Below are 25,732 nucleotides of genomic sequence, written 5' to 3' on the forward strand. Positions count from 1 at the left end.
CGACCGGTCGGAACGGAACGACACCGGGGACGGCATGCGTCACTCGCGTGTCACAACGACACCGTCACCACCGTCACCGAATAGGCGGGCAGCCCCAACGCGAACCGCACCGGAGGCCCGGCCATCGCGAAGGTGTCCTCACGACGTTCCGCAGCACCATGCGACACGCCGTCGGTCCCAAGCACATTGCGCGCCTCGGGCGCGGCGCACAGACGCACCACGCGCAACCGGCACGAATCACGACGGGACCGCGCCCCCAACGACCGCAAGCCGAAAGAGATGTCAAGCGTGACATCGATACGGTCGCCACCGGTATTGACCAGCTTGATGAATCTGGTCGACTCATCGCCGGTGGCGCATACGAACAGCCGATCCGTCACCGCCTTGCCGGCGCGGGCATGCCCGATATCGCCCAGCTCGCACTCATAGGCCATCGGGCCGATATGCGTGGCGAATAGCCGCTCCACTTCGGCGTTGAGCGTCGGCATCACCGTGCGCGCGTCGAATTCGATGAGGTTCTGCATCCATCCTTTGCCCGGCACGCGTGCGAGCAGCGGTGCATACGATGTCATGCGCACCACGTCGCTGTTGCGCTCGCACCCCGTGAGGAACGCCGCCTCGCCGAGCGCGGAAGCCCATGTGTTGGCGTGCGCGTTGTCCTGCTTGCGCCCCGCGAGATACCCGTTCGCCGAATACTCCCCGACCATCACGCCGGCGGAATCACGTGGATACCTGTCGTACCGGCGGGCTTGCGAGGCGAACCATTCAGGCGTGTGGTAGGAGTGCTCGTCCACGATGATCCTGCTGCCGGCGAGCGGCGGATCACATGCCGACAGCATCTCGCCACGCCCGGCGGCGATGTCACGCGCATGATTCCACGCCCGGCGCATCGACAGGCGGTACGGGAACAGTCCGGCGCTCATCACGCACAGAATCGACGGATAGCGTTCGTGAATCGCCTTGGCGATGGCATCGAACCGTTCCATATACCCTTCGCCGTAATTCTCGTTGCCGATGCCGATCATGTCGAGGCCGAACGGCGCCGGATGCCCCATATCGCGCCGGACACGCGCCCACTGGCTGGTATCCGGATCACCATTGGCGAATTCGATGAGATCAAGATAATCCTGGACCACCACATCATGGAAATACTCGCTGTCCACAGGAATGGACTGCGGGTCGCGGTACGGCGACTGGCAGGTCATGCCCGCGAACAGGGTCGGCAGCGGTTTGGCGCCCAGATCCTCGCACAGGCAGAAATACTCGTAGAAGCCGATCTGGTAGCTCTGCGAATAGCTTGAACCGTCCGGCATGCGGAACGCCCACATATTGTATTGCTGACGACGCGCATACAAGACTCCAACCGTGTCTTTCCAACGGTACTCGTTGCCCGGCGTGACGCCCTCGGTGATGCAGCCGCCTGGGAACCGCAGGAACGCGGGTTTGAGCGCCGCGATGGCTTCGACTAGGTCGCGGCGGAACCTGCCGTACCGCCATTTGGGGTCGCCCGCACCCCAGGTGTCTGCATCCATGAGGCTGACACAGTCCAGATCGAGGATGGTATCCGAAGCCGGCGCGGCGGGAGCGGCGGCACTGCCATCGCCCGGGGTCGGGATATCGGACTCGGCCGTATCAGCACCCTGCGGAAGCGGCCCCAGACCGATATGCAGTTTTCCCACTCCCGACACCAGTCCGCTAAGCGTGCAGGTCAGGTGAATCCATCCGCCTGCCGGGGGTATGCCGGAAGAATCCGGGACGTCTTCGACGCCGGCGGAATCGCCGATGGCATCGTTCGCACCGTCGTCGCCTTCACCGTCGTCGGTATACCGGTCCGGCACCATCAGCGCGGTGCCGCAGGACAAGGTCACAAGATTCGTCAACGGCACTCCCCCGGCGTCGACGACGCTGACCCTCAGCCCCACTGTCCCGGCAACCGGACGCACGTACACGCCGAAATCGTAACGATGCCCTTGGGCGATCGCCATCGCGCAATCCCCGGCATGCTCGCCGCCGGCGGTATAGCCGAGGTTCTCAATGCTTGCATGGTCCTGCCCCGCCGGTAATGAGATGCGCACATACCTGCTATTGCGGTGCAGCGGTGGCGCCGGACATTCGGTTTCAACCCGTTGGCCGTGCTCGCCGCGGATCTGTGTGCCACAGCTCGTCGCATCAACCCCGTTGAACCGCCAGAACCGCAGGGGGTCGGCCTCGGTACGCCACCGGTCCGCGCCACGCGCGCGCATGCTGCGATGCCGCAGATAGACGCCGTCGAAACTGTAGTTATTGACCATGTTGGCGTTCAAGCCGCCGTCGACCGACATGTTGATGTCCTCGAGAAACACGCCATACAGCCGCCCGCTGACCGGATGCGACGCCGGACCCACCATAACCGTGACCATGGTTCCCATCGTAGGCGAAACGATACGATTTTCCCGGTAGCACACGGCGGGTTGCGCGTCGCGCATGTTCTCACAGTGGCGAGGCGTACGCCGGAAAGCGTAAGGGCGACGTGCGGAATGCACCGAGAGCGTAGATCATGGCGCTGTCCGCGAAGCTAGCATCACCGCCGCCCGGCATCACACACCTCTGCGCACCCATCTGCCGGTTCACACACAGGTGCGATGATATCCGGCATGGTGATGGGGTGAGGAGCCGCCCTCCCTACCAAGATGAACCGTGAAGGCAGCTTGCACCGCCAGATATGACAGTCACATCGCCGACACCGTGCGAGAGCCCATGCACGATGTCAATGCATCCGCACACGCGGGGTGACCCGGTGCCCGCACGCCACATAATGCGTTCCATCGGCACCGTCAAGAAATGCGATTTCCGTGAGTCCCCGTTCATCCGGGCGCCGTAACGCATAGAATCCTTGCGCCGTACGATGCAGCGGCAGCACGAGACGCACACCGTTGGGCCCGTCGTCATCATCCGGGTCGATCATCGCCAACACGCCTGTGGGGCCTCCCGCGCGAAACTCGATATGCTCGCCATGCCGTTCATACACCCCGATAATCGAGTCTTTGCGGTCATCAGGGATGACATCATCCGCTATCGGCACTGGCTGAGGCACGGTTTTCTGTCCAAGCCCGGCGCGTCCGGCGACACATGCCGCGATATGCGCGGCCATCTCCGTCCCGGCATCCGCATTCGTCAACGTGGCGATGATCATCCGGCGATCAGGGAACAGCACGATGCCGGCACGTTGGCCTTCTGTGGCGCCACCATGGCCGACGGCACGCTCGCTTCCCCAATTCGGTATCTGCCATCCCAACGCCCAACCGAGATTCTCCACGCCCTGGTCCGCCAGACTCACCTGCATGGTCAGCATCTGCCGTACCGCGGCAGCTGACAGGATCCGGGTACCGTTCGGCGCCACGCCGCCGTTGAGGAACAACGAGGCGAACGCGAGCAGATCATGAATCGAGCAGGACACGGACCCGCATGGCCCCGTGCATCGCGGCAACTGCCAGATATCCGTCGGCTCGACCGGGGCGGGGAACACCGGCACGTTCGTGGCTACCGCCCGGTGATGCCCCAGCGCGCTGGAATGCAGCAGCACATCCTCCGGCAGGGTGCACACGTCATGCAGGCCCATCGGTCGCGCGATATACCGTTGGATGGCCTCATCCCAAGTCATGCCGCGCAATACCTCAACCACGCGGCCCAGTATCACGAACGCCCCGTTCGAGTAGCTCAGCGGGCCTCCGAGCTCGGTCCGGGCCGGGAACCCGCCGATATACCGCACATATCGCGCCACCGCGTCATCGTCTCGGCCGAGATCGGGGAAAGCGTCCCCCTCGATGCCGCTGATATGGCACATGAGGTGTCGGATGGTGCACCCCTTGGTTGAATCCGGCGCACCGGCGATCGAGAAATCAGGCAGCACATCGACCACCCGCGTCGCCAAAGACAGCTTGCCCTCATCGATGAGCTGCATGGCAAGCACCGTGGTCCAGATCTTGCTGATTGAGCCGATCTGGAACAGCGTATCCGGCAACACCGGGTATTGTGTGGCCATGCTGACCACACCGGCATGCGCGCATGACATGTCAAGGCCGCAATCCGTCTCGTCACCGTGGGGATGCGCCCCGCGACGCCCGGGCATCAGCACGCCGCATACGGCCCCGGGCACCGCGTACTGGCGCAACGCGGTATGCAGCAAACCGTCGAGCCACCCCGTCTCGATACCTCCTGCGGCAGGGGCTGCCATTGCCGAACTTTCCGCCGCCGTCCGCCCTTGGACCGCAGACACCCCATCTGGTGTCGATTCCGATGGCATCAACTGCGTCATATCGTTCTCCCGTCTATGAAACGTTCCGGCTCTGTGGGCCATGGCATCGCCGATTGCGCTCATGTTACAGCCTGCACATATCCGGAACATCAATTCGAGAAACAATAGGGGACGTATGGTTCCATCATCCGCTCACGCGCAACCCGGCAAGGACGGGCTGGCAGGATGCGCGGCAGGAAGAAGATCCCATGCCGCAAGCGTTGGCCATCGGGCACGACGCCCATGCATCGTTGCGCCGTCTGGCCCCATGGTTCGCCGAATACGGTCTTGACAGCGGCATCGTATCGGGCCATGCGCATGGGGCCTGCAATTCCACCCTGAGATCGCGCAAGCGGATATCGAACAATGGGATGCCCGCCAGAAGGCCGATATCGAAGCTGACGGATTCGACTGGGACCAAGTCGTGGCGTATGGAAGGCGTGCAGACCGTGACAACTCTGCCGCGGCCCGGCGGCTCGCCTGCCGCTTCGCCGCGATCTGCACGCATCGTGACGAGGAAACGGGCTGCTGACCTGCTGCCGCCCCGCACGCCGTTCGTTCGGCGATACCATTGACCGCCGAACGATCCGGGGCAGGTCACCGGTGGTGATGCCCGCGCGCGATGTCGGACATCATGCGAATCTGGCGGTAGTAGCGTTCCTCGCTCAGGCCGTCGACCGTCGGGGTGTTACGCATCGTGACCCCGTCAAGCCCGCCGGCGCGCGCGACATCCGCCAGCACCGCCCGATGCCACGCGACGTCAAGCAGCGGCGCCGCCCGACGGCAGCCCATCGCGTACATCGCGCACACCAGCGCATGGCCGCCCCAGTTCGACGTGCCGGAGACGATCAGCTCGTCCGCGGGAACCGTGCAGGCGATACGCTCGCCATGCTCGACGACATCCTCGATGACGATGGAGTCCAGCCTGCCCATGCCGATCTCGTTGCCGCCGTCGCCGATGCCGATCACATGCAAGCCCAGCCCGGTGAGCCGGCTGAGCGGGGCGGTCCACCGGTCGATATCAAAACCCCGCATATTGCGTGGGTTTCCGTCGCGCGCAGGCCCGACGCGCTCGATGTAGATGACGGTGTCGATGCCGTGATGATCGGCAAGCCCGCGCATCGCGTCAATCCACTGGTCGAAGTGTTCTGCATCCGCAGGCGCGATGGCCACATGGTCTTCGGGCAGTCGCGACGAGGCCCCTGCGCGGATAACCGGCTCGCACGGCTCATCGCTGACCAGCCAGGCGTCCGAACCAATGGCCCGTAGCGCCTCGCACAGCTCGACCGCCCCGGCGGGACCATCCGATTCTGCGGCCGGCCGCTCGGCCTGCGGAATGTAGAACCCGGTGACGACCATGGCCTTGTGGCCGCCGGATTTGAGCCACCTGGCGGCATGGAACAGGTCGCCGCGCGCGAAGGTCATCATGGTTTCGCTGCCCCGGCCTACATCCGCCGCAGCGGCATTCTGGATGTGCGCGACGCGCGGTTTCCACCGCCAGCTTGCGATGCGGGCGGCAGGGCTGATGCCGCCATGGTGCGCCGCACTGCCACGGCCGGTATGGAACGTATCCGATTGCCGATTGACATGTCCTGCTTGGTTGTATTGCATCGTTTCCGTCATGTCCGCTCCTCTCCTATCGGCGCCCGGCCGGTCAAATCGGTCGAACGCCGTATGTCATGCCTGTCTCGCTTATCTGTCTCACGTCTTGTCTCACAATTCGATATGTCCCAGCACACTTCCGGATCTCACGCTGTCGCCCGGCTGCGCAGCGATATGGACCACGCCGCCGATCGGGGCCGTAACCTGGATTTCCATCTTCATGGCTTCCAGCACGACAACCGGCATGCCCGCGCCGACTTCAACGCCATCATCGACCAACCAACGCGCCACCGTGCCGGTGATCGAGGCGAGGATATCCCCGGTGTCGTGCGCGGCCGTCTCTCCCACGCCGCCATCGTGCGATGTTCCGCCGGCGGCCCCCGCCGCCCCGAGCGAGGAGACCAGACCGGCCGGCAAGCCGACCTCTACGCGGCGGCCATCCCATTCAATCCATGTGCGATGCAACCCGGTATCGGCGTCATCGAAACGTACCGACGTCCCATCAGGCTTGAGCTGTTCGGGACCAAGCCGCTTGAGCAGCACCTCCTCAATCCACCGGGTGTAGATGCGGAACCCGTGTTCCGCTGTGAAATCAGGGTCGGCGAGCACCACCCGGTCGAAGGGCACGACCGTGGGCACGCCGTCGATGCGCAGTTCGGCGAGCGCCCGCCGCGCCCGTTGTAGGCATTCCTCGCGCGTGGGGGCGTGCACGATGAGTTTGGCGAGCATGGAATCGAAATGGTCGGAGACAATCGAACCGGTTTGCACGCCGGTGTCGAAGCGTATGCCCGGCCCGCTGGGCGCCCTCAGCGCAGTGACGCGCCCGGGGAATGGCGCGAATCCGAGCGACGGGTCTTCCGCGTTGAGGCGAAATTCCATCGCATGCCCATCGTGCGCCGGCTTGAGCGCAGCGATTGACGCGCCCGCGGCGATACGCAGCTGCCAAGCCACCAGGTCGATGCCGCTGGTCATTTCGGTGACCGGGTGTTCGACTTGGATACGCGTGTTGACTTCCATGAACGAGAGCGTGCCGTCCGGGGCCACGAGGAATTCCACGGTTCCGGCACCCACGTACCCGACTTCGGAGCAGATCGCCACGGCCGCATCCTCAAGCCGTTGCGTGATGCTTTCAGGCAGGAAGGGCGCCGGGGCTTCCTCGATAAGCTTCTGGTTGCGCCGCTGGAGCGAGCAGTCCCTAGTGCCAACGGCGATGACCCCGCCATACGCGTCGCCGAGCACCTGAACTTCGACGTGGCGCGGATGGTCAAGGAACCGTTCGATGAAACATTCCCCGTTGCCGAACGCGACTTCTGCCTCGTGGACGGCGGATTCGAAGGCCGGTTCGACGTCGGCGAGGTCGCGCACGACTTTCATGCCGCGACCTCCTCCGCCGTGCACTGCTTTGATGACAATCGGCAGACCATGTTGGCGCGCGAATGCGGCGGCTTCCTGCGCGTCCTTGACCGGTTGCGTGGTGCCCGGGGCCATGGGCGCACCGACTTTCGCGGCGACGGCACGCGCTTCGACTTTGTCTCCGAGCATGCGGATGGTCTGCGGTGATGGGCCGATCCATGTCAACCCGGCATCCTGGACCGCCTGCGCGAAATCGGCGTTCTCTGATAGGAATCCGTACCCTGGATGAACGGCATCCGCATGTCCGCTTGCCGCAGCCTTGAGCAATGCCGGGATGTTCAGGTAGGTTTCCGCCGGCGTCACCCCATGCAGGGCGATGGCCTCATCGGCAAGCTGGACGAACAGCGCGTCGGCGTCATCGTCCGCGTAGACGGCGACCGCCTCCAGTCCCAGATCATGGCAGGCGTGGATGATTCGTACAGCGATTTCCCCGCGATTGGCGACCAGAATGCGCTTCATAGGGACTCCTTTCCATCGTGTTCATCGGGATGGGATACGTCTTGGCCTCCCGATGCCGCCATTGCGCTCTCCCCGGCTTTGCGGAACCGGATGGACGCGCCCGGCGGCAGTTGCGCCGCCAATGCGAGCGCATCAAGCGTGAGTACGGCGATGACCGGGTAACCGCCGGTGACCGGCTGGTCGCGCAGGAACAGCACGGGCCGCCCGCTTCCGGGCACTTCAAGCGAACCGGGGACCATGCCTTCGCTGGGCAGTTCCCGCGTATCTTCGCGTTCCAAAGGCTGCGGGCCGTTGAGCCTCAACCCGGTACGGTTGGATTGCTCGGTGACCCGCCATGAGGTGCCGAAAAGTGTGCCGATGGCGGCCGGCGTGAACCAGTCGTCATGCGGGCCGAGCATGACATCGAGCCAGACTGGATGATTGGCGCTGCCGATTGCCTCCGGACCGGCATGATGCATGGTGCCGGTCGGCAGGTGCCCGTTCCATTCGCATGGCCGTCCTACGCTTCGTGACGGATCGGGGGTTCCGGCGATGAGCATGTCGCCTGCGGCCAGTGGGGCCGGTCCGATGCCGGACATGGTGTCCCGCGAAGCGCTGCCGAGCGTCATCGAGGCTATGAATCCGCCTCGAATGGCGAGATAATCACGCAAGCCGGCGCGCGGCACACCAATGGTCAGGGTTTCACCATCGTGGAGGATGATGGCCTCCTGCCGGTGCAGACGTTGCCGGATGGTCGTGTTGTCTGAATCGGCACCTGACGTGGCGTTCGCGGTGATGCACAAGTCGACCGGGGCTCCTGTAACGGCGACCACCACATTTCCTATTGCGGTGAACGCGGCATCGCCGGCGGTCAGTTCGATGGCGAGCGCACCGGGCGGATTGCCCACAAGCATATTGGCCAAGCGGTAGGCGGGCATATCGCATGCCCCCGATCCGGCGACGCCCATGGCCGAGGCGTGCCGGCCTTCGTCTTCGAACAGGGCGAGCAGGCCGGGGCGGTCCACACGCAAGCCGTGGGCGTGTGTCGTTGAATCTGAACCGCTACCGGAGTTTCCGGTATTCGCCCGGATATCGCGGTCCGTCGGCGTTCGGCGTTGGCGCGCAATATCAGTCATGATTACCTGATCGCGCTCGGCGTGGAACGTCACACGGTCGCCGGGCATGATGGCGGCGGGCGGGTCGGCGTGCACATCCCACATCGGCATGGCCGTGTGCCCAATCAGCTGCCATCCGCCCGAGCTTTCGCGCGGGTAGACGCCGCTGAACCGCCCGGCAAGTCCGACCGCGCCTGAGGGCACGACCAACCGTGGTGTCGTGCGGCGCGGTACGTCGAAAATCGGGTCCCCATCCACCAAATATGTGAATCCGGGGGCGAATCCGCCGAATGCGGCCGTCCACGGGGTGCCGGTATGCCGGGCGACCACCTCGTCGGCGCTGATACCAAACAGCTGTGCCACGGCCTCAAGATCCTCGCCGTCGTAGATGACGGGCACGGTCACCGTCCGATGCTCTTGAGCCTCATCGGGCGTATCGGGCAGCGTCATAATCGCTTCAGCGAGCGAAGCTGGACGAATCTTGCGCGGATCGAATCGCACGAGCACGGTCTGCGCGGCTGGAACGAGCTCGGTGATCGCAGCGAACGGTCGTTCCGGCGCGGGTGAAGCGATGGATTCCCCTGCCGACGCGTTTGCCGAAACGGCATCCTCCATAGCCGCGTTCAGCGCATGATACAGGCCGTGCGTATGGCGCAAATCCCCAGTTTCCACGAGCAGCGCGTCCTGCCCTGCCGGCAATACCCGTCTCATGATTTCGCGGCTTTCGTGGACACTGTTGGCGACAAGCCGTCATCCGCCGCAAACGACCGTACTGTAATCCCGGCATGTTCCAACGCTTTGCGCACCACTGTCGCCATGGCCACCGCCCCCGGCGAATCGCCGTGCACGCACACCGAATCGGCATGCAGGCGGACGATGCTGCCGTCAATCGCCGTCACCGTACCGTCCTCGACCATGCGCAGCACCCGTGCGGCCACCTGTTCCGGGTCGGTGATGACCGCGCCCGGCTCACGTCGCGAGACCAGATGGCCGTCCGGCGTGTACGCGCGGTCGGCGAACGCCTCACGGAACACGCGCAGCCCCGCGCCCTCGGCAAGCCGGCCGACCACCGAACCGGGCAGGGTGAGCAAGGACAGCGACGGGTCCACGGCTTTCATTGCCTCGACCACGGCCTTGGCGTGCCGTTCGTCAATCGCGATCCGGTTGTACAGCGCCCCATGCGGTTTCACATACTTCACTTGTGTTCCAGCTGCCTCCGCGATCCCTTCCAACGCGCCGATCTGGTAGATGACATCGGCAGCGAGATCTTCAGGCGTCTCATCGACATACCGCCGGCCGAACCCGGCAAGATCACGGTACGCCACATGCGCGCCGACCGTCACGCCGTGCGCCGCCGCGTAGCCGACCGTGCGCAGCATTCCAGCCGGGTCGCCCGCATGGAAGCCGCACGCCACATTCGCGCTCGATACCACGCCGAGCAGCGCCGTGTCGTCGCCGAGCGCCCACCGGCCAAAGCTTTCGCCCATATCACTGTTGAGGTCAATCCCCGTCATTGTTGTTCCCCGCTTCCCACTGTTTTCTGCTTTCCCGATATCTGATATCTCCCGCATCACGCGCCACCGGTATTGATTTGCGGCCAACGCAAGTCACACCATGAAACTGCGGTCGGAAATATCCGTGAGGAACATGTGCCCGGGCGCGTGCGTGATCGCGAACGACGGTTTCGATGCCATCACCGCCGCCTGCGGGGTCACCCCGCACGCCCAGAACACGGGGATGTCGCCGTCCTCCATAATCGGCGGATCGCCGTAATCGGGATGTTTCAGGTCCGTGATCCCGATGCCTTCAGGCTCGCCCACCCATACGGGTGCCCCGTGAACGCTCGGATAATAGCCGGAAATCCGCACGGCGTCCGCGATCCGGTCCGGCTGGATGCCACGCATCGATACCACCATCGTCGAACTGAACCGTCCCGCAGGTTTGCAGGCGATCGACGTGTCATACATCGGCACGTTACGTCCCGCCTCGATATGATGCACCGGAATACCCGCCTCCATGAGTGGGAATTCGAAAGTGAAACTGCATCCAATCAGGAACGTGACCAGATTATCATGCCGCGCCCAGATATCGGTGATGTCACTGCATGTGTCCACCAGCTCGCCGTGCTCCCACACGCGGTACAGCGGAATATCCGTACGGATGTCACTACCGGCGGCAATCGAGGGCTTGGGATTGCCGGGGTCAAGGACTTCAAGGATCGGGCAGGGCTTGGGGTTGCGCTGGGTGAACAGCAGGAAATCGAACGCGTATTCGCGCGGCAACGCGATCATATTCGCCTGGGCGAAACCGCGGGCGATGCCGCAGGTCGGGCGCACCACGCCGTGGCGGAACGCCTCACGCGCCTCTTGCGGCGTGGTATCCGCACTCAACGCGGGTGCATCGCCGTGCGCGCCTTCTTCAACCGATGTGCCGAAGGATATCAACGAACCCATAGGAACCTCCCTTTCGTCCACACGCTAAGTTCGGCGCGTTAAACCCTGATTTCACGCAACAACGAGGAAGATCACCAACCTGTGACCGGCGGATTACGGGCATGCCCCATCCGGGCAATCCATGAAATACGCGCGGAATATGGTGTGGCATGTCCGTGAAGGCGATACCGATACAACAAGCAGAGGAGACGAAATGAGCGCAGTCGTACTCGGGGTAGGAAACGCATCCGTATTGTTCAAGGGGTCGGAACACGGCGGCGGGGACGCCGTCACCATCATCGACGCGCATGACGATTGCGCTTCGGCCTTTGACTTGAGCGTATTGCGCGGCGACGGGATCTTCGAGGCGACCACGGTCTACCGGGGATTCCCCGTATCCTTGGAAAACCATCTCAAACGGCTCGCCCATTCCGCCGCACTGGTGGACATGCCCGAGCCAGATGTCGACGCGTTCACCGATGCCTGCCAAGGGGTGATCGACGCCTACGACGGCGCCGAGGAAGCGCCCATGCTGCGCATTCTCGTCTCCCGCGGGCTTGACCCGACCACGGGCATCGGGGTTGAAGCGAAACGTTCAAACATCGGCCCGCTGTCGCCGAGCGTGTGGATATTCCTTGACGGCGAAGGTGCGGGGCACAGCATCGAGCCGATCACCATGGCGACGCTCACCCGCGGATACCCGTCGGATATCACGGCGAAAGCGCCATGGCTGCTCAACGGCGCGAAAACCCTGAGTTATGCGGTCAACCAGGCAATGCACCGGGAATGCGACCGCCGCGGGGTCGGCGACGCGGTCACCACCACAACCGACGGGTATACGTTGGAATGCCCCAACAGCAGCATCGTCGCGCGGTACGGGGATACGTATGTCACGCCGGACCCGCGCATCGGCATCCTGAACGGCACATCGCAGCGCGAACTGTTCGCGTGGGCGCTTGAGGAAGGCAAGCGGACCGCCTACCGCAAGCTGCCGGTCGACGAGCTGCGTGATGCGGATGCGCTGTATATGACGCACGGCGGCTGGGTGGTTCCGGTCAAGGAGCTGGACGGCAAAGCATATGCGGTGGATATGGACGAAATCCGTGCGATGAACGACGCCATCCACGGCGGGCGCACGCATGACGACGCGCTGACCATCGGGCCGAGCGGGGACTATGACGCGTAAGGGGCGTCGTTCTGCCCGAGGCTACCCGACCGTGTTGTTGTACACCTGCGCCTGGAGGTCCTTGCGCGCGGTTTCAAGCGTGGTGATGCTACCGAGCAGCGCGATTTTCTCCTCGCCGTCCGGCAGCTGAGCCATACGGCGTCTGGCCGCGCCGATTCTGCGCATGTAACCGATATCAAGCAGACGGGCCAACAGTTCGGACGCGTACTGGCGCTCCCCCTGGGTCGGCTCCCGCAGCTGGACGTCTGCAACCCCGGGCGCTCCGGCGACGCCGGCGCCTTGTCCGTCACCCGCACCAGGCGCCGACTGCTGGTTCGGCGGGGTCGGCAACGGCAACGGCATCACGGCAAGCTCGTCGATCACCGACTGGAGCATCGGGCCGCCTGCCTTGGTCAGATTGTGCATCCACAAGCCTTGCGGGGTGTCATCCGTCGGTAATCCGCCGGCAGCCGCAATCGCCTGGAACAGCGTGCGGAACACCGGGGTCATGAAATTCGCCAGAGTCAATTGGGCGAACCATTCGCGGTCGATCGCACGCGGGATCTGGATGAGCGTCGCCATGAACTGCTGCTCGCAGATAAACACCGCGTCGTCGATGTGGAAATACGTCTGGTTGGCGGCATCACGATGCTCAAGCTCCCGCCTGCGCGCCGGATTCGCGTACGGGTCATCGCGGTCAGCACGCTCCTCGATACGCACCTGCTGGCGTCGGCGGGGCGCGTAGGCGTCCTCGTCGCGCACGTTGTACTGCCGTCTGGCCTGTCTGACCTCGCGTTGCATGATATCAAGGTCGATGCCGATGCGCCGGGTCGCCTTGCGCGTGTACAAGTCAAGCAGCGAACGGTCGCGGATCTGTGCAATCAGCGGTGCGGCTGCCTTGACCGCCCCCATCTGCCCGGTGGCGTACTGGGTGTCGAAGCGGTCGATTGCCGTATCGATGACGAAATCGTAGAGCGGACGGGCGCTGTCGATCAGTGCGCGCACCGCCTCGTTGCCACGCTGGATCCGCAAATCACACGGATCGAGATTGTCGTCGGCCACGGCGACGAAAGTCTGTGACAGGAACGAGGAATCCAGCCCGAACGCGTGCAGCGCGGCCTTCTGGCCTGCCGCATCGCCATCGAACGTGAAGACGACGCGCGAACTGAGCGACTGTCCTTCGACCTTAAGCGGCCCGACCAGCTGGACGGCGCCCAGTGAATCGTCCGCAATCAGGCGACGGATGATTTTCGCGTGTTCCGTGCCGAACGCGGTGCCGCATGTGGCGACCGCCGTGTCGATACCCGCCAGATGGCAGGCCATGACATCCGTATACCCCTCGACAATCACCGCCTGGCGGTGCTTCACAATCGATGATTTCGCCAGGTCGATGCCGTACAGCACCTGCGTTTTGCGGTACAGCTGCGTATCCGGCGTATTGATGTACTTGGCCGCGATGGTGTCGTCGTCATACAGTTTGCGCGCGCCGAAGCCGAGCGTGCGACCGGTCGAATCGCGAATCGGCCATGTGGCCCGGCCTCGAAAATAGTCATAGATGCCGTGCTGGCCGCGACGGGCGAGTCCGGCGTCCAGCATCTCCTGCTGGGTGAAACCCTTGTCCGCCAGGTGACGCACGAGATTGTCCCAGCCTTGCGGGGCGTAGCCGCAGCCGAAGCGCTCGCAATCGGCCTGGCTGAAATTGCGTCCGCCGAGCAGTTTGCGTGCGGCGAGCGCCTCCTTGCTCATGATCTGCGAGGTGAAGAAGCGCTGGGCTTCCTCGTTCGCTTCAAGCAGACGCGCGCGTTTCGACCCGGCGTGCTCGCTTTGGCGTGGACCTTGGTCGTAATGCAGTTCGATGTGGTATTTGTCGGCGAGCAGTTCGACCGCTTCACGGAAGTCGATGTTCTCCTGGTGCTCGACGAAGCCGAAGACGTCGCCGCCAAGGCCGCAGCCGAAGCAGTGCCAGACACCCAGAGACGGGCGGACGTTGAAACTCGGGGTTTTCTCGTCATGGAAGGGGCACAGGCCGACATAGGTGCCGGTACCCGAGGGCTTGAGTGTGACGGACGCGGATACGATATCGTACAGGTCCGCGGCGGCGCGCACCTTCTCAACGTCTTCTTTCTTGATCATCCCGGGCATAGGTTCCATGCTAGCCTGAGGGCTGTTCAGTGGCGTGCGCCGCCAGAGAACAGCGTGCCGTGCGATGATGCTGTCGCACCGCGGGCCGATACCGGCGACCCACGGTCCCAACCCACCCGATACCTTCGCACCGTGCGATTCAACAGCCACACTACAGGCAAATACCCCACCAAACTACTCCACTGCCCGAGCAATCTACCCGCCGTGCGACTGGTTGGTCACACCACAGGCCGATACCACCGATTCACACCGGCCACCAGCCGATACCCGCCCGCCATGCGACTGAGTAATCGCATCGCGGGCAGATACCCGCCAAACCGCTACCGCAGCCCGTGACATCCGCCCGCCGTGCGACCAGACCATCACATCACAGGCAGATACTGCCGGCTCATGCCGGTCACCAGCCAATACCCACCCGCAATGCGACTCAACAGTCACACCACAAGTAGATACATCGCCAAACCACCACCACAACCCGAGCTACCAGCCAGCCGTGCGATTGATCAGTCACACCGCACGTCGATGCCACCGATTCACGCCGACTACCGACCGATACCAGCTCGCCGTGTGACCGCACAGTCACACAACAGGCCGATACCGACGACTTCCACCGATCACCAGCCGATACCCGCCCGCCGTGCGACCGCACAGTCGCACCGCGAGCCGATAATCACACGCCACAACACTCAGCACAGGATCGAGTGCAAGGTCGCCGCCGAGCCATCCGTCAGGCTCGCCACCTGGTCGATCGCCACGCGCAGCCGTTCACTATCATTCGACGCCTGCCGCCAGTCATCAAGGAATACCGTCTCCAGCGCGTCGCTCGGCCTCGGCGAATCAGTCATCAACACGTCCACCAGATCGGTGACGATCCGCTGCTCTTGCTCATGGAACGGCTCACGTTCGCGGGGAGCCATGACGAAATACACGGACATCCCCTTGAGCGCCAAAATCTCATAGCGTGTCCGGTCAGGCACCACCACCTGCGCCGCATACCGGGTCAACGGCCCGGCGCCATACCGCTGCCGCGTGGCCGATTCCACCGATCCGGCGAACCTGCCGATCAGCGTGCTGGTCATGTTCTTCAACTGCGCCAACGCCTGCCGGGACCCATCGAAACGACTTGGCAACAACTTTCCGTCACGTAGCCGGAGCACCGCCGACAGCAACAGGTCCGGGTCCCACTGCCGCCCGTACCATGCGCGTGCCGATTCGACCACGCGGTCCACAATCCGGTTGTCCGCAAGCGCCACCGGATTCAGTGTGCCGGTCGCGATCGCGTCCTCGATATCATGCACGCTGTAGGCGATGTCGTCAGACAGGTCCATCACCTGGCATTCCATCGGGGTACTGGCCTCGGGCGCCCCCTGCTTGAGCCAGCGGAACACCGGCTCATCGTCTGGGTAGACGCCGAATTTCACGCTGCGCTCCCCCTTGGGGTGCGCGGCAGCCTCGCTGAAAGTCCACGGGTATTTCACTGCGGCGTCCAAGGCGGCGCGTGTCAGATTGACGCCGGCGGACCGCCCGTCGGGGTGGAATATCTTCGGTTCCAGTCGCGTCAACAATCGCAAGGTCTGCGCGTTGCCTTCGAATCCACCGATGTCCTTGGCGATCGCCGCCAGCGCGCGTTCACCGTTGTGTCCGAATGGTGGATGCCCTAGGTCGTGTGCGAGGCACGCGCAATCGACCACATCGGGGTCGCAGCCAAGCAGAGCGCCGATTTGCCGCCCGATCTGCGCGACCTCCAGCGTATGCGTCAATCGTGTGCGCGCGAAATCGTCGGTTCCGGCGACCAGTATCTGGCTTTTCCCGCCCAGACGACGGAAGGCAGACGAGTGAATCAGACGCGCCCGGTCCCGCTGGAACGCGGTGCGCGACGGGGATTTCGGCGGTTCGGGCGCCCAACGTTCCTCATCCGCCGCGGTATACCCTTCGGCAGTCAAGACGCGCTCACCGTCGGCTGTGGTCGTCATTCCCGTCCTTTCTTATCGTCCCGCTCCCGGTTGTGCCGTGTGCGGATGATCGCACGCCATCCGCACACGGCCGGTGTATCAGGAGTTACAGGATGGTCGTCGGGTCGAGTTTCGCCAAATCCTCCGGCGACAGCACCTCCGGCGCGTGCAGGTACAGGCGCGGGATGCGGTTGCGCAGGCAGGTGAAGATCTCGTAGCTGATGGTGTCTGCGGCACGGGCCCAGTCGTCCGCGGTCGGCTCGGCATAGTCTTCTCCCCTGCCCGGGCCGAACAGTTCGACGGTGTCGCCTTCATGGACGCCCATGTCGGCCGCGCTGCCGTGCAGGTCGAGGATGAACTGGTCCATGCACACGCGCCCGGAGACGCGCAGGAGCTTCGGCCCCTGTTCGGTCATGACCCGCACCGGGCCGCCGAGCTTTGTGACGTGTTTGGCGCCCTGCATGTCGAATCCGGAAGCGGAACGGTGGATGCCGTCGGCGTATCCGACCGGCACGATCGCGGTGCTCGTGGATTGCGGGGTCAGATAGGTGCGCCCGTAGGAGATGCCGTGGCCTGATTCCACGTCCTTGACGGTGCCGAGCTGCGCCTGCAGGGTCATCGCCGGCTTCAGGCGATAGGTCTGCGGCGTGCCCATGGCCGGGTCGGGTTCGTACCCGTACAGGCCGACGCCCGGGCGGGTGAGCTCGAAATGGATCTGCGGGCGGTCAAGCGTGGCCGCGGTATTGGCCAGATGCCTGATTTTCGGGGCGATACCCGCTTCACGCATCCGCTGGGTGAACTCGTTGAACGTGGCGACCTGCTGGTCGGTCGCGTCGACGAATTCCGGCACGTCCGGCGAATCGGCGACCGCCAGATGGCTCCACTGCCCGACAACCTCGAAGACGCCTTCCTTGGCGAGCGGGACCAGCTTGTCCAGTGCCGCGCCGAAGCCTTGCGGGGTGAATCCGTTGCGGCCGAACCCGGAATCGACTTTCACGTGGACGCGCGCCGGACGGCCCACCTTGCGGGCGGCCGCCGCAAGCGCGTCGATGCCGGCGAGCGAGCCGACGGAAATGTCAATGTCATTGGCGATCAGCTCATCGAACGGGACCTGTGTGCCGTTGTACACCCAGGTGAGAATGTGGCAACGGTCCGGGCCGATACCCGCCTTGCGCAGCAGCAGCGCCTCATGTGATTGCGCGGTGCCGAGCCATGTGGCGCCTCCTGCGAGCGCGGCGAGGGCGGACGGAATCAGCCCGTGCCCGTACGCGTCCGCCTTGACGACGCCCATGACCGCGGTGCCGGACTGCGGCCCGCCAACCACGGACACCAGATGCCGCATATTGTCACGCATCGCCGCGAGGTCGACGATCGCCTGCGCGGGGTACTGGCGCAACGCGGCCTTATAATTCGCCTCGCCCTGCGCCGAGGAAAACTGCCATGCTGGTACTGCACTCAAAGTCATGCTCCCATTGTTGCGCGGGGAGGTAACATTCGCTCTTCGCGTTTCCTTCCCGGCGGTTCCCTGTCCACATCGTGGAACCCTTCGCGTCATCGCCCCGGCGCGTCGGGCGCGACGGTTATAAAAGAGAAGGCAATGCGAATCATGGGGAATTCTGTTTCCCCGCCCCGATTCCGGATCATTCGTCGCGGCGCATGTCCCGTCGCGTTATCGGAAGAGAATTCATGAACCTGCTACGTAAGAAATCCGTCGAAAGCATGGTGGCGCAGGCCACGCCGCTCAAGCGGACGTTGAAGACCTTCGATCTGACGATGCTCGGCATCGGCGCGATCATCGGCACCGGTATCTTCGTGCTCACCGGCAAGGGAGCGCTGACCGCCGGCCCGGCGTTGTGCGTGTCCTTCCTGTTGGCCGCCGTGTGCTGCGGGTTCGCCGGCCTGTGCTACGCGGAATTCGCATCGATGGTGCCGGTCAGCGGTTCCGCCTACTCGTACGCGTATGTGGCGTTCGGGGAAATCATCGCCTTCATGATCGGCTGGGATCTGATCCTCGAATACGCGCTCCAGGCGGCGACCGTATCGGCCGGATGGAGCGGGTATTTCAACAAGCTGCTGGAAGGCTTCGGCATCCATCTGCCGGTCGAGCTGACCGCCGCATACGGCACTACGCCGGGGGTCACGACCTATTTCAACCTGCCCGGGTTCATCGTCGTGCTGCTCATCACCTGGGTGCTGTCCATCGGCATCAACCAGACGAAACGCACGAACGACATCATGGTGATGATCAAACTCGCAATCATCGTGCTGTTCATCGTATGCACGGTGTGGTATGTCAACCCGGCGAACTGGAAACCGTTCTCCCCGTACGGCTGGTACACCTTCCAGCCGGGTTCGACCAAACCGATGGGCATCATCCCGGCCGCGTCGATCGTGTTCTTCAGCTTCATCGGCTTTGACGCAGTGTCCTCGTCCGCGGAGGAAACGGTCGAACCGAACAAAACCCTGCCGCGCGGCATCCTGTATTCGCTCATCATCTCGACCGTGCTGTATGTCATCATGACGCTCATCATGACCGGCATCGTCAAATACCCCGAATTCGCGAAGTTTGTGGACGCCCCGGTCGCCGGCGTGATTCTCGCCACCGGGCTCAACTGGCTCGCCTTCGTTGTCAATCTGGGCGCGCTGATCGGCATGACCACGGTGATGCTCGTCCAGCTGTACGGCCAGTCGCGCATCTGCTATGCGATGAGCCGCGACGGCCTGTTCCCGAAGTTCTTCGGCGAGGTCAACAAGAAGTACCACACGCCGTTCAAGGGCACATGGTTCTTCGGCATCCTGACGGCGATTGCCGGCGGGTTCATCAACATCAACATCCTGTTCGAACTGGTGAATATCGGCACGCTGTCCGCGTTCATCATCGTGTCCGCGGGCGTGCTGTGGATGCGCAAGACCCAACCGGACGCCCACCGCGGCTTCCGCGCCCCCGGTGTGCCGGTCACGCCGATCCTGGCGATCGTGTTCTGCTGCGTCCTGATCGCCGGCCTCAACTGGGAGACCTGGGTGCGGTTCGTGGTCTGGTTCGCGCTCGGCCTGATCGTGTATTTCGCTTACGGGCGCAGGCATTCGAAGCTTGGCGCGGCAGACGGGAACGATTCAGTTACAGCCCCGGCAGCCGGGAATGACAGCGACAGTCTCGTAGCTTTCGAATCCTGAGCATGGCGAGCGGGCACTGAGCCCAGCGAGCCTCTCTGCAACGCCGAATGCCGCTGATTGCTTCATCGCGATCGGCGGCATCGCTTATTCAACGACGTCTCAACCTTCTGCCGACGCCGAGCGTGTCTTCTGCGTCGGCAGAAGGTTATCAAGGCGACAGATGACACCAATGCGCCGAATGCCGTGGTGACAGAACCGCTGGCTGACTGCGGAACCGTACCAGCCGCCGGCCAGCCGCCTACCGGCCACTCACCATTCGTGGCGCTGGTAGGCGATGCGCGTGGTATCGGTCGGCCGGTCGATGAGCTGGATCAGCCCGCACCGTGTGAATCCGCAGCTTTCCAGCACGTGCTGCATGATGAGATTATTCGGATGGGTGTCGATGCGCACATTACCGTACTTCTTGAGCGTCCATTCGAGGCATTCCCGCGCAGCATGACGAACCAGCCCCGAAGACGCGATGCGATGGATGGTCACGTACGTGTCATCGTCGAGCCACTGGCCATCAATCGTCAGGTATGTCGGATCCTCACCGGTGCAGACCGCGAACTGGGCGAGAATGCGTTCATTCTCCCCGTTGCCGTCAACCAGCAGGATGCTGCGATGCTGCGTGATATCGTCTTCGACGACTTCCGGCCGCGGGAAGGTATGCCCCCATTGGGTGGGGTTCCCATTGCGGGCCATCAGCTCACGGGCACGCTCGTAGTTTTGCTCCATCACAGGAAAATCGCGCATGGTGGCGTGCCGAAATCGCCGTGCAACCATAATCCGTCTCCTCGCCGTAGATAACCTGCTCCACCCTACCACGGCACCGGTTATATGGCGGCGGGCCGCACCATCCTATGATGATGCGGCCCGCCGGCACATACTGTACGGAACGCCTCCGCTCAGACCACCTTACGTTCGAACGGATCGGAGCTGATGCCCTTCGCCAGGATGTCCTTGCACCATTCCTTGGCGGTGAACAGGCTATGGTCGCGGTAGTTGCCGCAGCTTTCGATCGTGGTCGCCGGCACATCGTCCCATGTCGCCTTATAGGCGATGAATTCCAAGGATTCCTTGAGCGCACGCGCAACATCCTCCGTGCTGTGTGTGCCCCACGTCAGCAGATGGAATCCGGTACGGCAGCCGAACGGCGAGCAGTCGATATACCCCGGGATGCGTTCGCGCAACAGCACCGCGATCGTATGCTCGATCGTGTGCAGGCCGGCGGTCGGAATGGCGTTCTCATTGGGCTGGACCAGCCGCAGGTCGTAGTTCGAGATCACATCGCCATGGGGGCCGGTTTCGGTGTCGATGTAGCGCACGTACGGCGCCTTCACCTTCGTGTGATCAAGCTGGAAGCTTTCGACAACCGGCTTGCCGTCCTGCGTGGGCTTGGATTCATCGCTCATAGTACCTCCTCGATGCCGGGGTGGCCCGCGTTGCACACGCGGACCACCCGCTTTCAATGCCTAGTCTAGCCCGCCCGGATGTATGCCGTCGCGGGCGAGAGCGTATAGGACATAGAAAAAAGCTATGCCCGGCTAGCGCGGCACGGGCGGCATGCGCTTCGGCAGCGGATTTTGCTGGCAGCAGCCGGCTCGACGAAAGGCGCTGCGCCGCTCAAACCGGTCAGAAGATGTCCACGTGCAGCGACGGGGCCTTCCAACGACGGCCTTTCAGCTCGGTGTCCAGCGCTTCGAGCGTCCCGTCGGCGGCAGCCTTGTCGTACCGCTCGATCATCGAGGTCGCGTTCTCCTCTTCCTCGACCTGCTCCTTGACGAACCAGTCGAGGAACTTCGCGCTGTCAGCATCCCCTGCCGCCTCTGCGGCATCGTGCAGCGTATGGATCAGCCCGGTGACATACTGTTCATGAGCGAGCGCGAAATGCAACGGATCGGCATCGCCCGTAATGGTTTTGTCGGGTTTTGCAATCGGCAGCAGCTCAATGGTTTCGCCGCGCTTGAGCATCCATGCGCGCATAAGCATCGCATGGTCGCGTTCCTCCTGCACTTGTACGTCGTACCAGTTGCCGAAGCCGTGCAGGCCACGATTGTGATAATAATCCGCGAAATCCATATACAGATAGGCGGAATAGAGCTCCTTGTTGAACTGGTCGTTGAGCAGTTCCCTGAGATGACGGTCCATCATGTCAGCCTCCTTGCTTTTCGGGCGTGCGTTGGGCCCCGGTCGTGCGTACGTGCAGGCGACGCAACGGTCAATCCCGCGGCACCCGCCGGTACCGGTGTCGTCTTCGCCGTCGTTATCGTCTTCGATGACGACACGGTCCATACTATCGCCGCCGAGCCGCAGGGTGTGAGAGGCTCGCCGGCGTGTCACGACCGATCTCGCGTGATGGCTTCCATGAACTTCGCACCATACTGGCGCAACTTGTTCTCCCCCACCCCGCTGACTTCAAGGAATTCCTGATCATTGGAAGGTTTGAGCCGGACCATGTCACGCAACGAACGGTCGGAGAACACGATATACGGCGGCTTGCCGATTTCCTGCGCGATGCTGCGGCGCAAGGCGCGCAACCGTTGGAACAGCTGTTCGTCCGCCTCGGTGAATTCCGCGGCATCCTGCGCTTGCATGGCCGTAGTGCCCTGGCCGAGCGCGCTGCCAGTCGCGCCCGCGGCACGCGAACGCCCACTCTTTTGCCGTTGGATACGCTTGATTTCGTAATGAAAATCAGGGGCGACCGTCTGCGCTGCGAGCGGCCCGAATTGGACGATGGGCAGCCGGCCTTCGGTGATCGCGAGGAAACCGTCAACGCTCATCTGGTTGAGCACATCGCGGATCCGCGCTTCGGGGACACTGCTCAGCACGCCGTAGCTCGGCACCTTATCGAGGCCTCGATTGAGCAAATCCTGGGCTTTGGAACCGCGCAGGACCGCCACGATCTTGCCCATGCCGTAGCTCTGCCCCAAATCGTGGACGCACCGGCTGATCGCCCGCGCGGTGTCCGTAACATCGAGCGTCTCGAAATCGCCTTCGCAGTTCGAGCAGTTCCCGCATTTTGCGGTCGGGTCCTCCGGCTGAGCCGGACCGTTGGACGCAATCAAGTTTGCCGGCCCCTGCTCGGTTTCGGGGTCGGCGAAATACCTGACCATATAGTCATGCAGGCAGTGCGTGGTGCGGCAGTAGCCAATCATCCCATCCAACAGGCGACGTTTCGAGGCGCGGACGATCTGCTGCTCCTCAGGGTCGAGGCGCTCGTTGTCGCCGTTCAAGTCAAGCAGACGCCGGCGGGTGACGATATCGCTGTCATTCCACAGGAGCGTGCACCGGCTGGGTTCGCCGTCACGCCCGGCGCGACCGGCCTCCTGATAGTATGCTTCGATGCTTTCGGGCATATTGTGGTGAATCACATAACGCACGTCAGATTTGTCGATGCCCATACCGAACGCGTTCGTGGCCACGACGACCAGCACGCGGTCGGTGACGAAATCCCGCTGAGTGCGCGACCGGTCTTCCGGCGTCATGCCACCATGGTAGGCAGCGGCAATCGGGCCGTCCGACAAGCCTGCTGGGGCCTCCGCGTCGCCATGTGTTCCGGATGCCGCCATGAGGCTTGGAACCGCATGGTTGAGCGCGGCTGCCACCGCTTCGGTCTCCTTGCGAGTGGCACAGTACACGATGCCGGATTCTCCGGGGTGCGTCGCCACGTATTGCGCAATCCATGCGGTTTTGCGTTTGGTTTCCATCCGGATGACGTCGAAATAGAGGTTTGGACGGTCGAATCCAGTGACGGTGACCAGCGGGTTGCGCAGGTGAATCAGCGAAACGATGTCGCGACGCACTTTGCCTGTCGCGGTCGCGGTGAACGCTGCGACAATCGGCCTAACCGGAAGCGCGTCAATGAACTCGCCGATACCCAGATACGAGGAGCGGAAATCCTGCCCCCACTGCGAAACGCAATGCGCCTCGTCCACCGTGACCAGCGAGATGCGCGCGTGTACGGCAAAATCGCGGAATCGCCCGGTTTCCAAACGTTCCGGGGCAACATACAGCATGCGAATCTTGCCTTGGGCAGCTTGGGTAAGCACGGCGTCCTGCTCGTCAGGGCTTTGCGTGGTGTTCACGTACGCCGCGGGAATGCCCGCGTCTTGGAGCGCATCCACTTGGTCGCGCATCAGGGAAATCAATGGGGAGATGACGATGGTCAGGCCCGGCAGCAGGGTGGCGGGGATCTGGTAGCAGATGGATTTTCCCGCGCCGGTGGGCATGACTCCGAGTACGTCACGGCGTTGAAGGATTGCGGTGACGAGTCCGGATTGGCCGGGGCGGAACGAATCGTAGCCGAAATAATGTTTCAGTGCGGCAAGTGCCGGTGCCGGCGGCGCAATCCCATCCCCCGTGTCGTCATGCGGATGAGTTGCCGTACCCTTCATCGAATTGCCTGCCGTCATAGTCTCCGAGTCTACCGTGCGTCACGGAACAGGCGAGCTTTCCGCCTGTCCTGTGACGAAACGGTCGCACGCCAAGCCGATTGGACGGTGCCGGCCTGGGATGGTCCGCGGTATCTGCCGGCGATGCGACCGGGACGCCACACGGCAAGCCGATAGCACGGAATAATGTCAGCATTCCGGTGGTATCGGCGTGTGATGCGAGAGATGATCGCGCGCCACCCCGGTACCTCCCGCTCGGGTGCGTTCACCCGTCACTTGTACTCCCCGCACCGATACAACAACGGTGGGCGTCCGAACGATACTGGTATCATCCGGACGCCCACCGCTTGCGTCTCCCCCATCCGGCATCAATCATCGCCGCCGGTCAGCTTCTCCTGACGCCACACGTTGGCGTCGTGCAACCCTCCCCCAGCGCAATCAGGCTTGATCAAGCGCCTGATCGAGGTCAGTAATCAAATCATCCGCATCCTCAATGCCCACGGACAGACGCACGAGGTTCGCCGGAACCTCAAGCGTCGTCCCGGACACCGAGGCGTGGGTCATGGCCGCCGGCAGCTCAATCAGGGATTCCACGCCGCCAAGTGATTCGGCGAGCGTAAAGATCTTCGTTGCCGCGGCGAACCGCTTGGCCGCCTCAAGCCCGCCCTTGAACTGGACGGAAACCATGCCGCCGAAGCCGCCGTGCATCTGGCGTGCGGCGATTTCATGACCCGGATGCGATTCGAGACCCGGATACCACACACGTTCAATCTGCGGCTTGCCTTCGAACCACTCGGCCACCTTGAGCGCGTTGCGGCTATGCTGCTTGACGCGCAAATCCAGCGTCTTCAGGCCGCGGATGTCAAGCCAGGAATCAAACGGGGAAGGCACAGCGCCAGCGGAATTCTGCAGGAATGCGACCTTGTCGTGAAGCTCCTCGTCGTTGAGCACGACCGCGCCGCCGACCACGTCGGAATGGCCGCCGATATATTTGGTCGTCGAGTAGACCACCACGTCGGCGCCATCATCAAGCGGATGCTGCAGCACCGGGGATGCGAAGGTGTTGTCCACCGCGACCTTCGTGCCGTGCGCATGCGCGACCGCGGTTGTCGCCGCGATATCGGTGATGTTGAGCAGCGGGTTGCTCGGCGTCTCCACCCAGATCCACTCGTAATGCTTGGATTCGAGGGCCGCGCTCACCGCCGCGGTGTCGGTGATGTCGACCACGTCAAGGTTCACGCCCCACGGCACGAACACCTTGGACAGCAGGCGGTAAGTGCCGCCGTACACGTCGTTGCCGAGCAGGACGCTGTCGCCGGGCTTCAAGGTGGAGCGCAGCAGCACGTCGATCGCGGCAAGACCAGACGAGAAGGCGAGCGCATACTTGGCGCCTTCGATGGCTGCGAGCTGGGCGTCGAAGGAATCACGCGTCGGGTTGATGGAACGGCTGTAATCGTAGCCGTTGCGCAGACCGCCGACGCCGTCCTGCTTGAAGGTCGAGGTCATGTAGATTGGCGTGACGACGGCGCCGGTGATCGGGTCAGGCTCCTGGCCGGCGTGGATGGCTCGCGTGGCGAGCTTGGTTGCGGCGAAATCCTTGGCGGACTGTTCGAATGATGCGACGGACATGATGCGGTTCCTTTCGGTTGTGGT

General features: G+C 63.3%; 18 protein-coding genes. 3 read left to right on the forward strand and 15 right to left on the reverse strand.

Going from position 1 to position 25,732, the window contains the following annotated elements; genetic code table 11:
- Nucleotides 1–50: 50 nt before the first annotated feature.
- Both WD012_RS00500 and WD012_RS00505 read right to left on the reverse strand, forming a co-directional pair.
- Nucleotides 51–2,387, reverse strand: a complete 2,337-nt coding sequence (locus WD012_RS00500) for an alpha-L-arabinofuranosidase C-terminal domain-containing protein (protein ID WP_339561863.1) — start codon at nt 2,385–2,387, stop codon at nt 51–53.
- A gap of 359 nt (nt 2,388–2,746) precedes the next feature.
- Nucleotides 2,747–4,213, reverse strand: coding sequence for a serine hydrolase domain-containing protein (locus WD012_RS00505; protein WP_339561864.1), 1,467 nt, complete (start codon nt 4,211–4,213; stop codon nt 2,747–2,749).
- Between the two features lie 269 nt (nt 4,214–4,482).
- Between WD012_RS00505 and WD012_RS00510 the strand changes: the two genes are divergently transcribed.
- Nucleotides 4,483–4,848, forward strand: a complete 366-nt coding sequence (locus WD012_RS00510) for a hypothetical protein (RefSeq protein WP_339561865.1) — start codon at nt 4,483–4,485, stop codon at nt 4,846–4,848.
- Nucleotides 4,849–4,870: 22 nt separating this feature from the next.
- Here the strand turns inward: WD012_RS00510 and WD012_RS00515 are convergent, their stop codons facing one another.
- From WD012_RS00515 to WD012_RS00535, 5 genes are all read right to left on the reverse strand, one after another.
- Nucleotides 4,871–5,896 carry a glutamate cyclase domain-containing protein gene (locus WD012_RS00515; RefSeq protein WP_339561866.1) on the reverse strand — a complete coding sequence of 342 codons (1,026 nt, stop codon included), beginning with the start codon at nt 5,894–5,896 and terminating at the stop codon, nt 4,871–4,873.
- 90 nt (nt 5,897–5,986) lie between these two features.
- Entirely contained in the window at nt 5,987–7,747 is a 1,761-nt protein-coding gene (locus WD012_RS00520; protein WP_339561867.1) for an acetyl/propionyl/methylcrotonyl-CoA carboxylase subunit alpha, read from the reverse strand.
- Nucleotides 7,744–9,552, reverse strand: coding sequence for a 5-oxoprolinase subunit B/C family protein (locus WD012_RS00525; RefSeq protein WP_339561868.1), 1,809 nt, complete (start codon nt 9,550–9,552; stop codon nt 7,744–7,746). Before WD012_RS00525 ends, WD012_RS00520 begins: the two co-directional genes overlap by 4 nt.
- Complete coding sequence (locus tag WD012_RS00530) at nt 9,549–10,355, reverse strand: LamB/YcsF family protein (protein WP_339561869.1); 807 nt, start codon at nt 10,353–10,355, stop codon at nt 9,549–9,551. Before WD012_RS00530 ends, WD012_RS00525 begins: the two co-directional genes overlap by 4 nt.
- A 93-nt stretch (nt 10,356–10,448) precedes the next feature.
- Nucleotides 10,449–11,294 carry a putative hydro-lyase gene (locus tag WD012_RS00535; protein WP_339561870.1) on the reverse strand — a complete coding sequence of 282 codons (846 nt, stop codon included), beginning with the start codon at nt 11,292–11,294 and terminating at the stop codon, nt 10,449–10,451.
- Nucleotides 11,295–11,487: 193 nt separating this feature from the next.
- Between WD012_RS00535 and WD012_RS00540 the strand changes: the two genes are divergently transcribed.
- A complete protein-coding gene (locus WD012_RS00540) occupies nt 11,488–12,459 on the forward strand; it encodes an aminodeoxychorismate lyase (RefSeq protein WP_339561871.1) in 972 nt (323 codons plus the stop codon).
- A gap of 21 nt (nt 12,460–12,480) precedes the next feature.
- On the opposite strand, the gene dnaG is transcribed toward WD012_RS00540, so the two are convergent.
- The 3 genes from dnaG to alr all read right to left on the reverse strand — a co-directional run bounded on the left by dnaG (nt 12,481) and on the right by alr (nt 17,997).
- Nucleotides 12,481–14,580, reverse strand: a complete 2,100-nt coding sequence (dnaG, locus tag WD012_RS00545) for a DNA primase (protein WP_339561872.1) — start codon at nt 14,578–14,580, stop codon at nt 12,481–12,483.
- A 686-nt stretch (nt 14,581–15,266) separates the two neighbouring features.
- The gene (locus WD012_RS00550; RefSeq protein WP_339561873.1) at nt 15,267–16,553 is read right to left on the reverse strand and encodes a deoxyguanosinetriphosphate triphosphohydrolase; all 1,287 of its coding nucleotides are present in this window, start codon (nt 16,551–16,553) and stop codon (nt 15,267–15,269) included.
- 85 nt (nt 16,554–16,638) lie between these two features.
- Complete coding sequence (alr, locus tag WD012_RS00555) at nt 16,639–17,997, reverse strand: alanine racemase (RefSeq protein ID WP_339561874.1); 1,359 nt, start codon at nt 17,995–17,997, stop codon at nt 16,639–16,641.
- Between the two features lie 221 nt (nt 17,998–18,218).
- Between alr and WD012_RS00560 the strand changes: the two genes are divergently transcribed.
- Entirely contained in the window at nt 18,219–19,706 is a 1,488-nt protein-coding gene (locus tag WD012_RS00560; RefSeq protein WP_339561875.1) for an APC family permease, read from the forward strand.
- 249 nt (nt 19,707–19,955) lie between these two features.
- On the opposite strand, the gene WD012_RS00565 is transcribed toward WD012_RS00560, so the two are convergent.
- The 5 genes from WD012_RS00565 to WD012_RS00585 form a co-directional block, all read right to left on the reverse strand.
- On the reverse strand, nt 19,956–20,471 hold the full coding sequence (locus tag WD012_RS00565) for a GNAT family N-acetyltransferase (RefSeq protein ID WP_339561876.1): 516 nt from the start codon (nt 20,469–20,471) through the stop codon (nt 19,956–19,958).
- 122 nt (nt 20,472–20,593) lie between these two features.
- Nucleotides 20,594–21,100, reverse strand: a complete 507-nt coding sequence (locus WD012_RS00570; protein WP_339561877.1) for an S-ribosylhomocysteine lyase — start codon at nt 21,098–21,100, stop codon at nt 20,594–20,596.
- A 220-nt stretch (nt 21,101–21,320) separates the two neighbouring features.
- A complete protein-coding gene (locus WD012_RS00575; protein ID WP_339561878.1) occupies nt 21,321–21,980 on the reverse strand; it encodes a ferritin in 660 nt (219 codons plus the stop codon).
- Between the two features lie 44 nt (nt 21,981–22,024).
- Nucleotides 22,025–24,082 (reverse strand): RecQ family ATP-dependent DNA helicase, encoded by a 2,058-nt coding sequence (locus WD012_RS00580; RefSeq protein ID WP_422614326.1) that lies wholly within the window; start codon nt 24,080–24,082, stop codon nt 22,025–22,027.
- Between the two features lie 435 nt (nt 24,083–24,517).
- Nucleotides 24,518–25,708 carry a cystathionine gamma-synthase gene (locus tag WD012_RS00585; protein ID WP_339561880.1) on the reverse strand — a complete coding sequence of 397 codons (1,191 nt, stop codon included), beginning with the start codon at nt 25,706–25,708 and terminating at the stop codon, nt 24,518–24,520.
- Nucleotides 25,709–25,732: the final 24 nt, after the last annotated feature.

The sequence above is a fragment of the Bifidobacterium thermophilum genome, from assembly GCF_037482445.1.
In the GTDB taxonomy this organism is placed as follows: Bacteria; Actinomycetota; Actinomycetes; order Actinomycetales; family Bifidobacteriaceae; genus Bifidobacterium; species Bifidobacterium thermophilum_B.

What these genes read in the sequence shown, in the direction of transcription:
- WD012_RS00500 (WP_339561863.1), bottom strand. Translation starts at nt 2,387, where the DNA reads ATGGTGGGTCCGGCGTCGCATCCGGTCAGCGGGCGGCTGTATGGCGTG.
- WD012_RS00505 (WP_339561864.1), bottom strand. Translation starts at nt 4,213, where the DNA reads ATGGCAGCCCCTGCCGCAGGAGGTATCGAGACGGGGTGGCTCGACGGT.
- WD012_RS00510 (WP_339561865.1), top strand. Translation starts at nt 4,483, where the DNA reads ATGCCGCAAGCGTTGGCCATCGGGCACGACGCCCATGCATCGTTGCGC.
- WD012_RS00515 (WP_339561866.1), bottom strand. Translation starts at nt 5,896, where the DNA reads ATGACGGAAACGATGCAATACAACCAAGCAGGACATGTCAATCGGCAA.
- WD012_RS00520 (WP_339561867.1), bottom strand. Translation starts at nt 7,747, where the DNA reads ATGAAGCGCATTCTGGTCGCCAATCGCGGGGAAATCGCTGTACGAATC.
- WD012_RS00525 (WP_339561868.1), bottom strand. Translation starts at nt 9,552, where the DNA reads ATGAGACGGGTATTGCCGGCAGGGCAGGACGCGCTGCTCGTGGAAACT.
- WD012_RS00530 (WP_339561869.1), bottom strand. Translation starts at nt 10,355, where the DNA reads ATGACGGGGATTGACCTCAACAGTGATATGGGCGAAAGCTTTGGCCGG.
- WD012_RS00535 (WP_339561870.1), bottom strand. Translation starts at nt 11,294, where the DNA reads ATGGGTTCGTTGATATCCTTCGGCACATCGGTTGAAGAAGGCGCGCAC.
- WD012_RS00540 (WP_339561871.1), top strand. Translation starts at nt 11,488, where the DNA reads ATGAGCGCAGTCGTACTCGGGGTAGGAAACGCATCCGTATTGTTCAAG.
- dnaG (WP_339561872.1), bottom strand. Translation starts at nt 14,580, where the DNA reads ATGCCCGGGATGATCAAGAAAGAAGACGTTGAGAAGGTGCGCGCCGCC.
- WD012_RS00550 (WP_339561873.1), bottom strand. Translation starts at nt 16,553, where the DNA reads ATGACGACCACAGCCGACGGTGAGCGCGTCTTGACTGCCGAAGGGTAT.
- alr (WP_339561874.1), bottom strand. Translation starts at nt 17,997, where the DNA reads ATGACTTTGAGTGCAGTACCAGCATGGCAGTTTTCCTCGGCGCAGGGC.
- WD012_RS00560 (WP_339561875.1), top strand. Translation starts at nt 18,219, where the DNA reads ATGAACCTGCTACGTAAGAAATCCGTCGAAAGCATGGTGGCGCAGGCC.
- WD012_RS00565 (WP_339561876.1), bottom strand. Translation starts at nt 20,471, where the DNA reads ATGGTTGCACGGCGATTTCGGCACGCCACCATGCGCGATTTTCCTGTG.
- WD012_RS00570 (WP_339561877.1), bottom strand. Translation starts at nt 21,100, where the DNA reads ATGAGCGATGAATCCAAGCCCACGCAGGACGGCAAGCCGGTTGTCGAA.
- WD012_RS00575 (WP_339561878.1), bottom strand. Translation starts at nt 21,980, where the DNA reads ATGGACCGTGTCGTCATCGAAGACGATAACGACGGCGAAGACGACACC.
- WD012_RS00580 (WP_422614326.1), bottom strand. Translation starts at nt 24,082, where the DNA reads ATGAAGGGTACGGCAACTCATCCGCATGACGACACGGGGGATGGGATT.
- WD012_RS00585 (WP_339561880.1), bottom strand. Translation starts at nt 25,708, where the DNA reads ATGTCCGTCGCATCATTCGAACAGTCCGCCAAGGATTTCGCCGCAACC.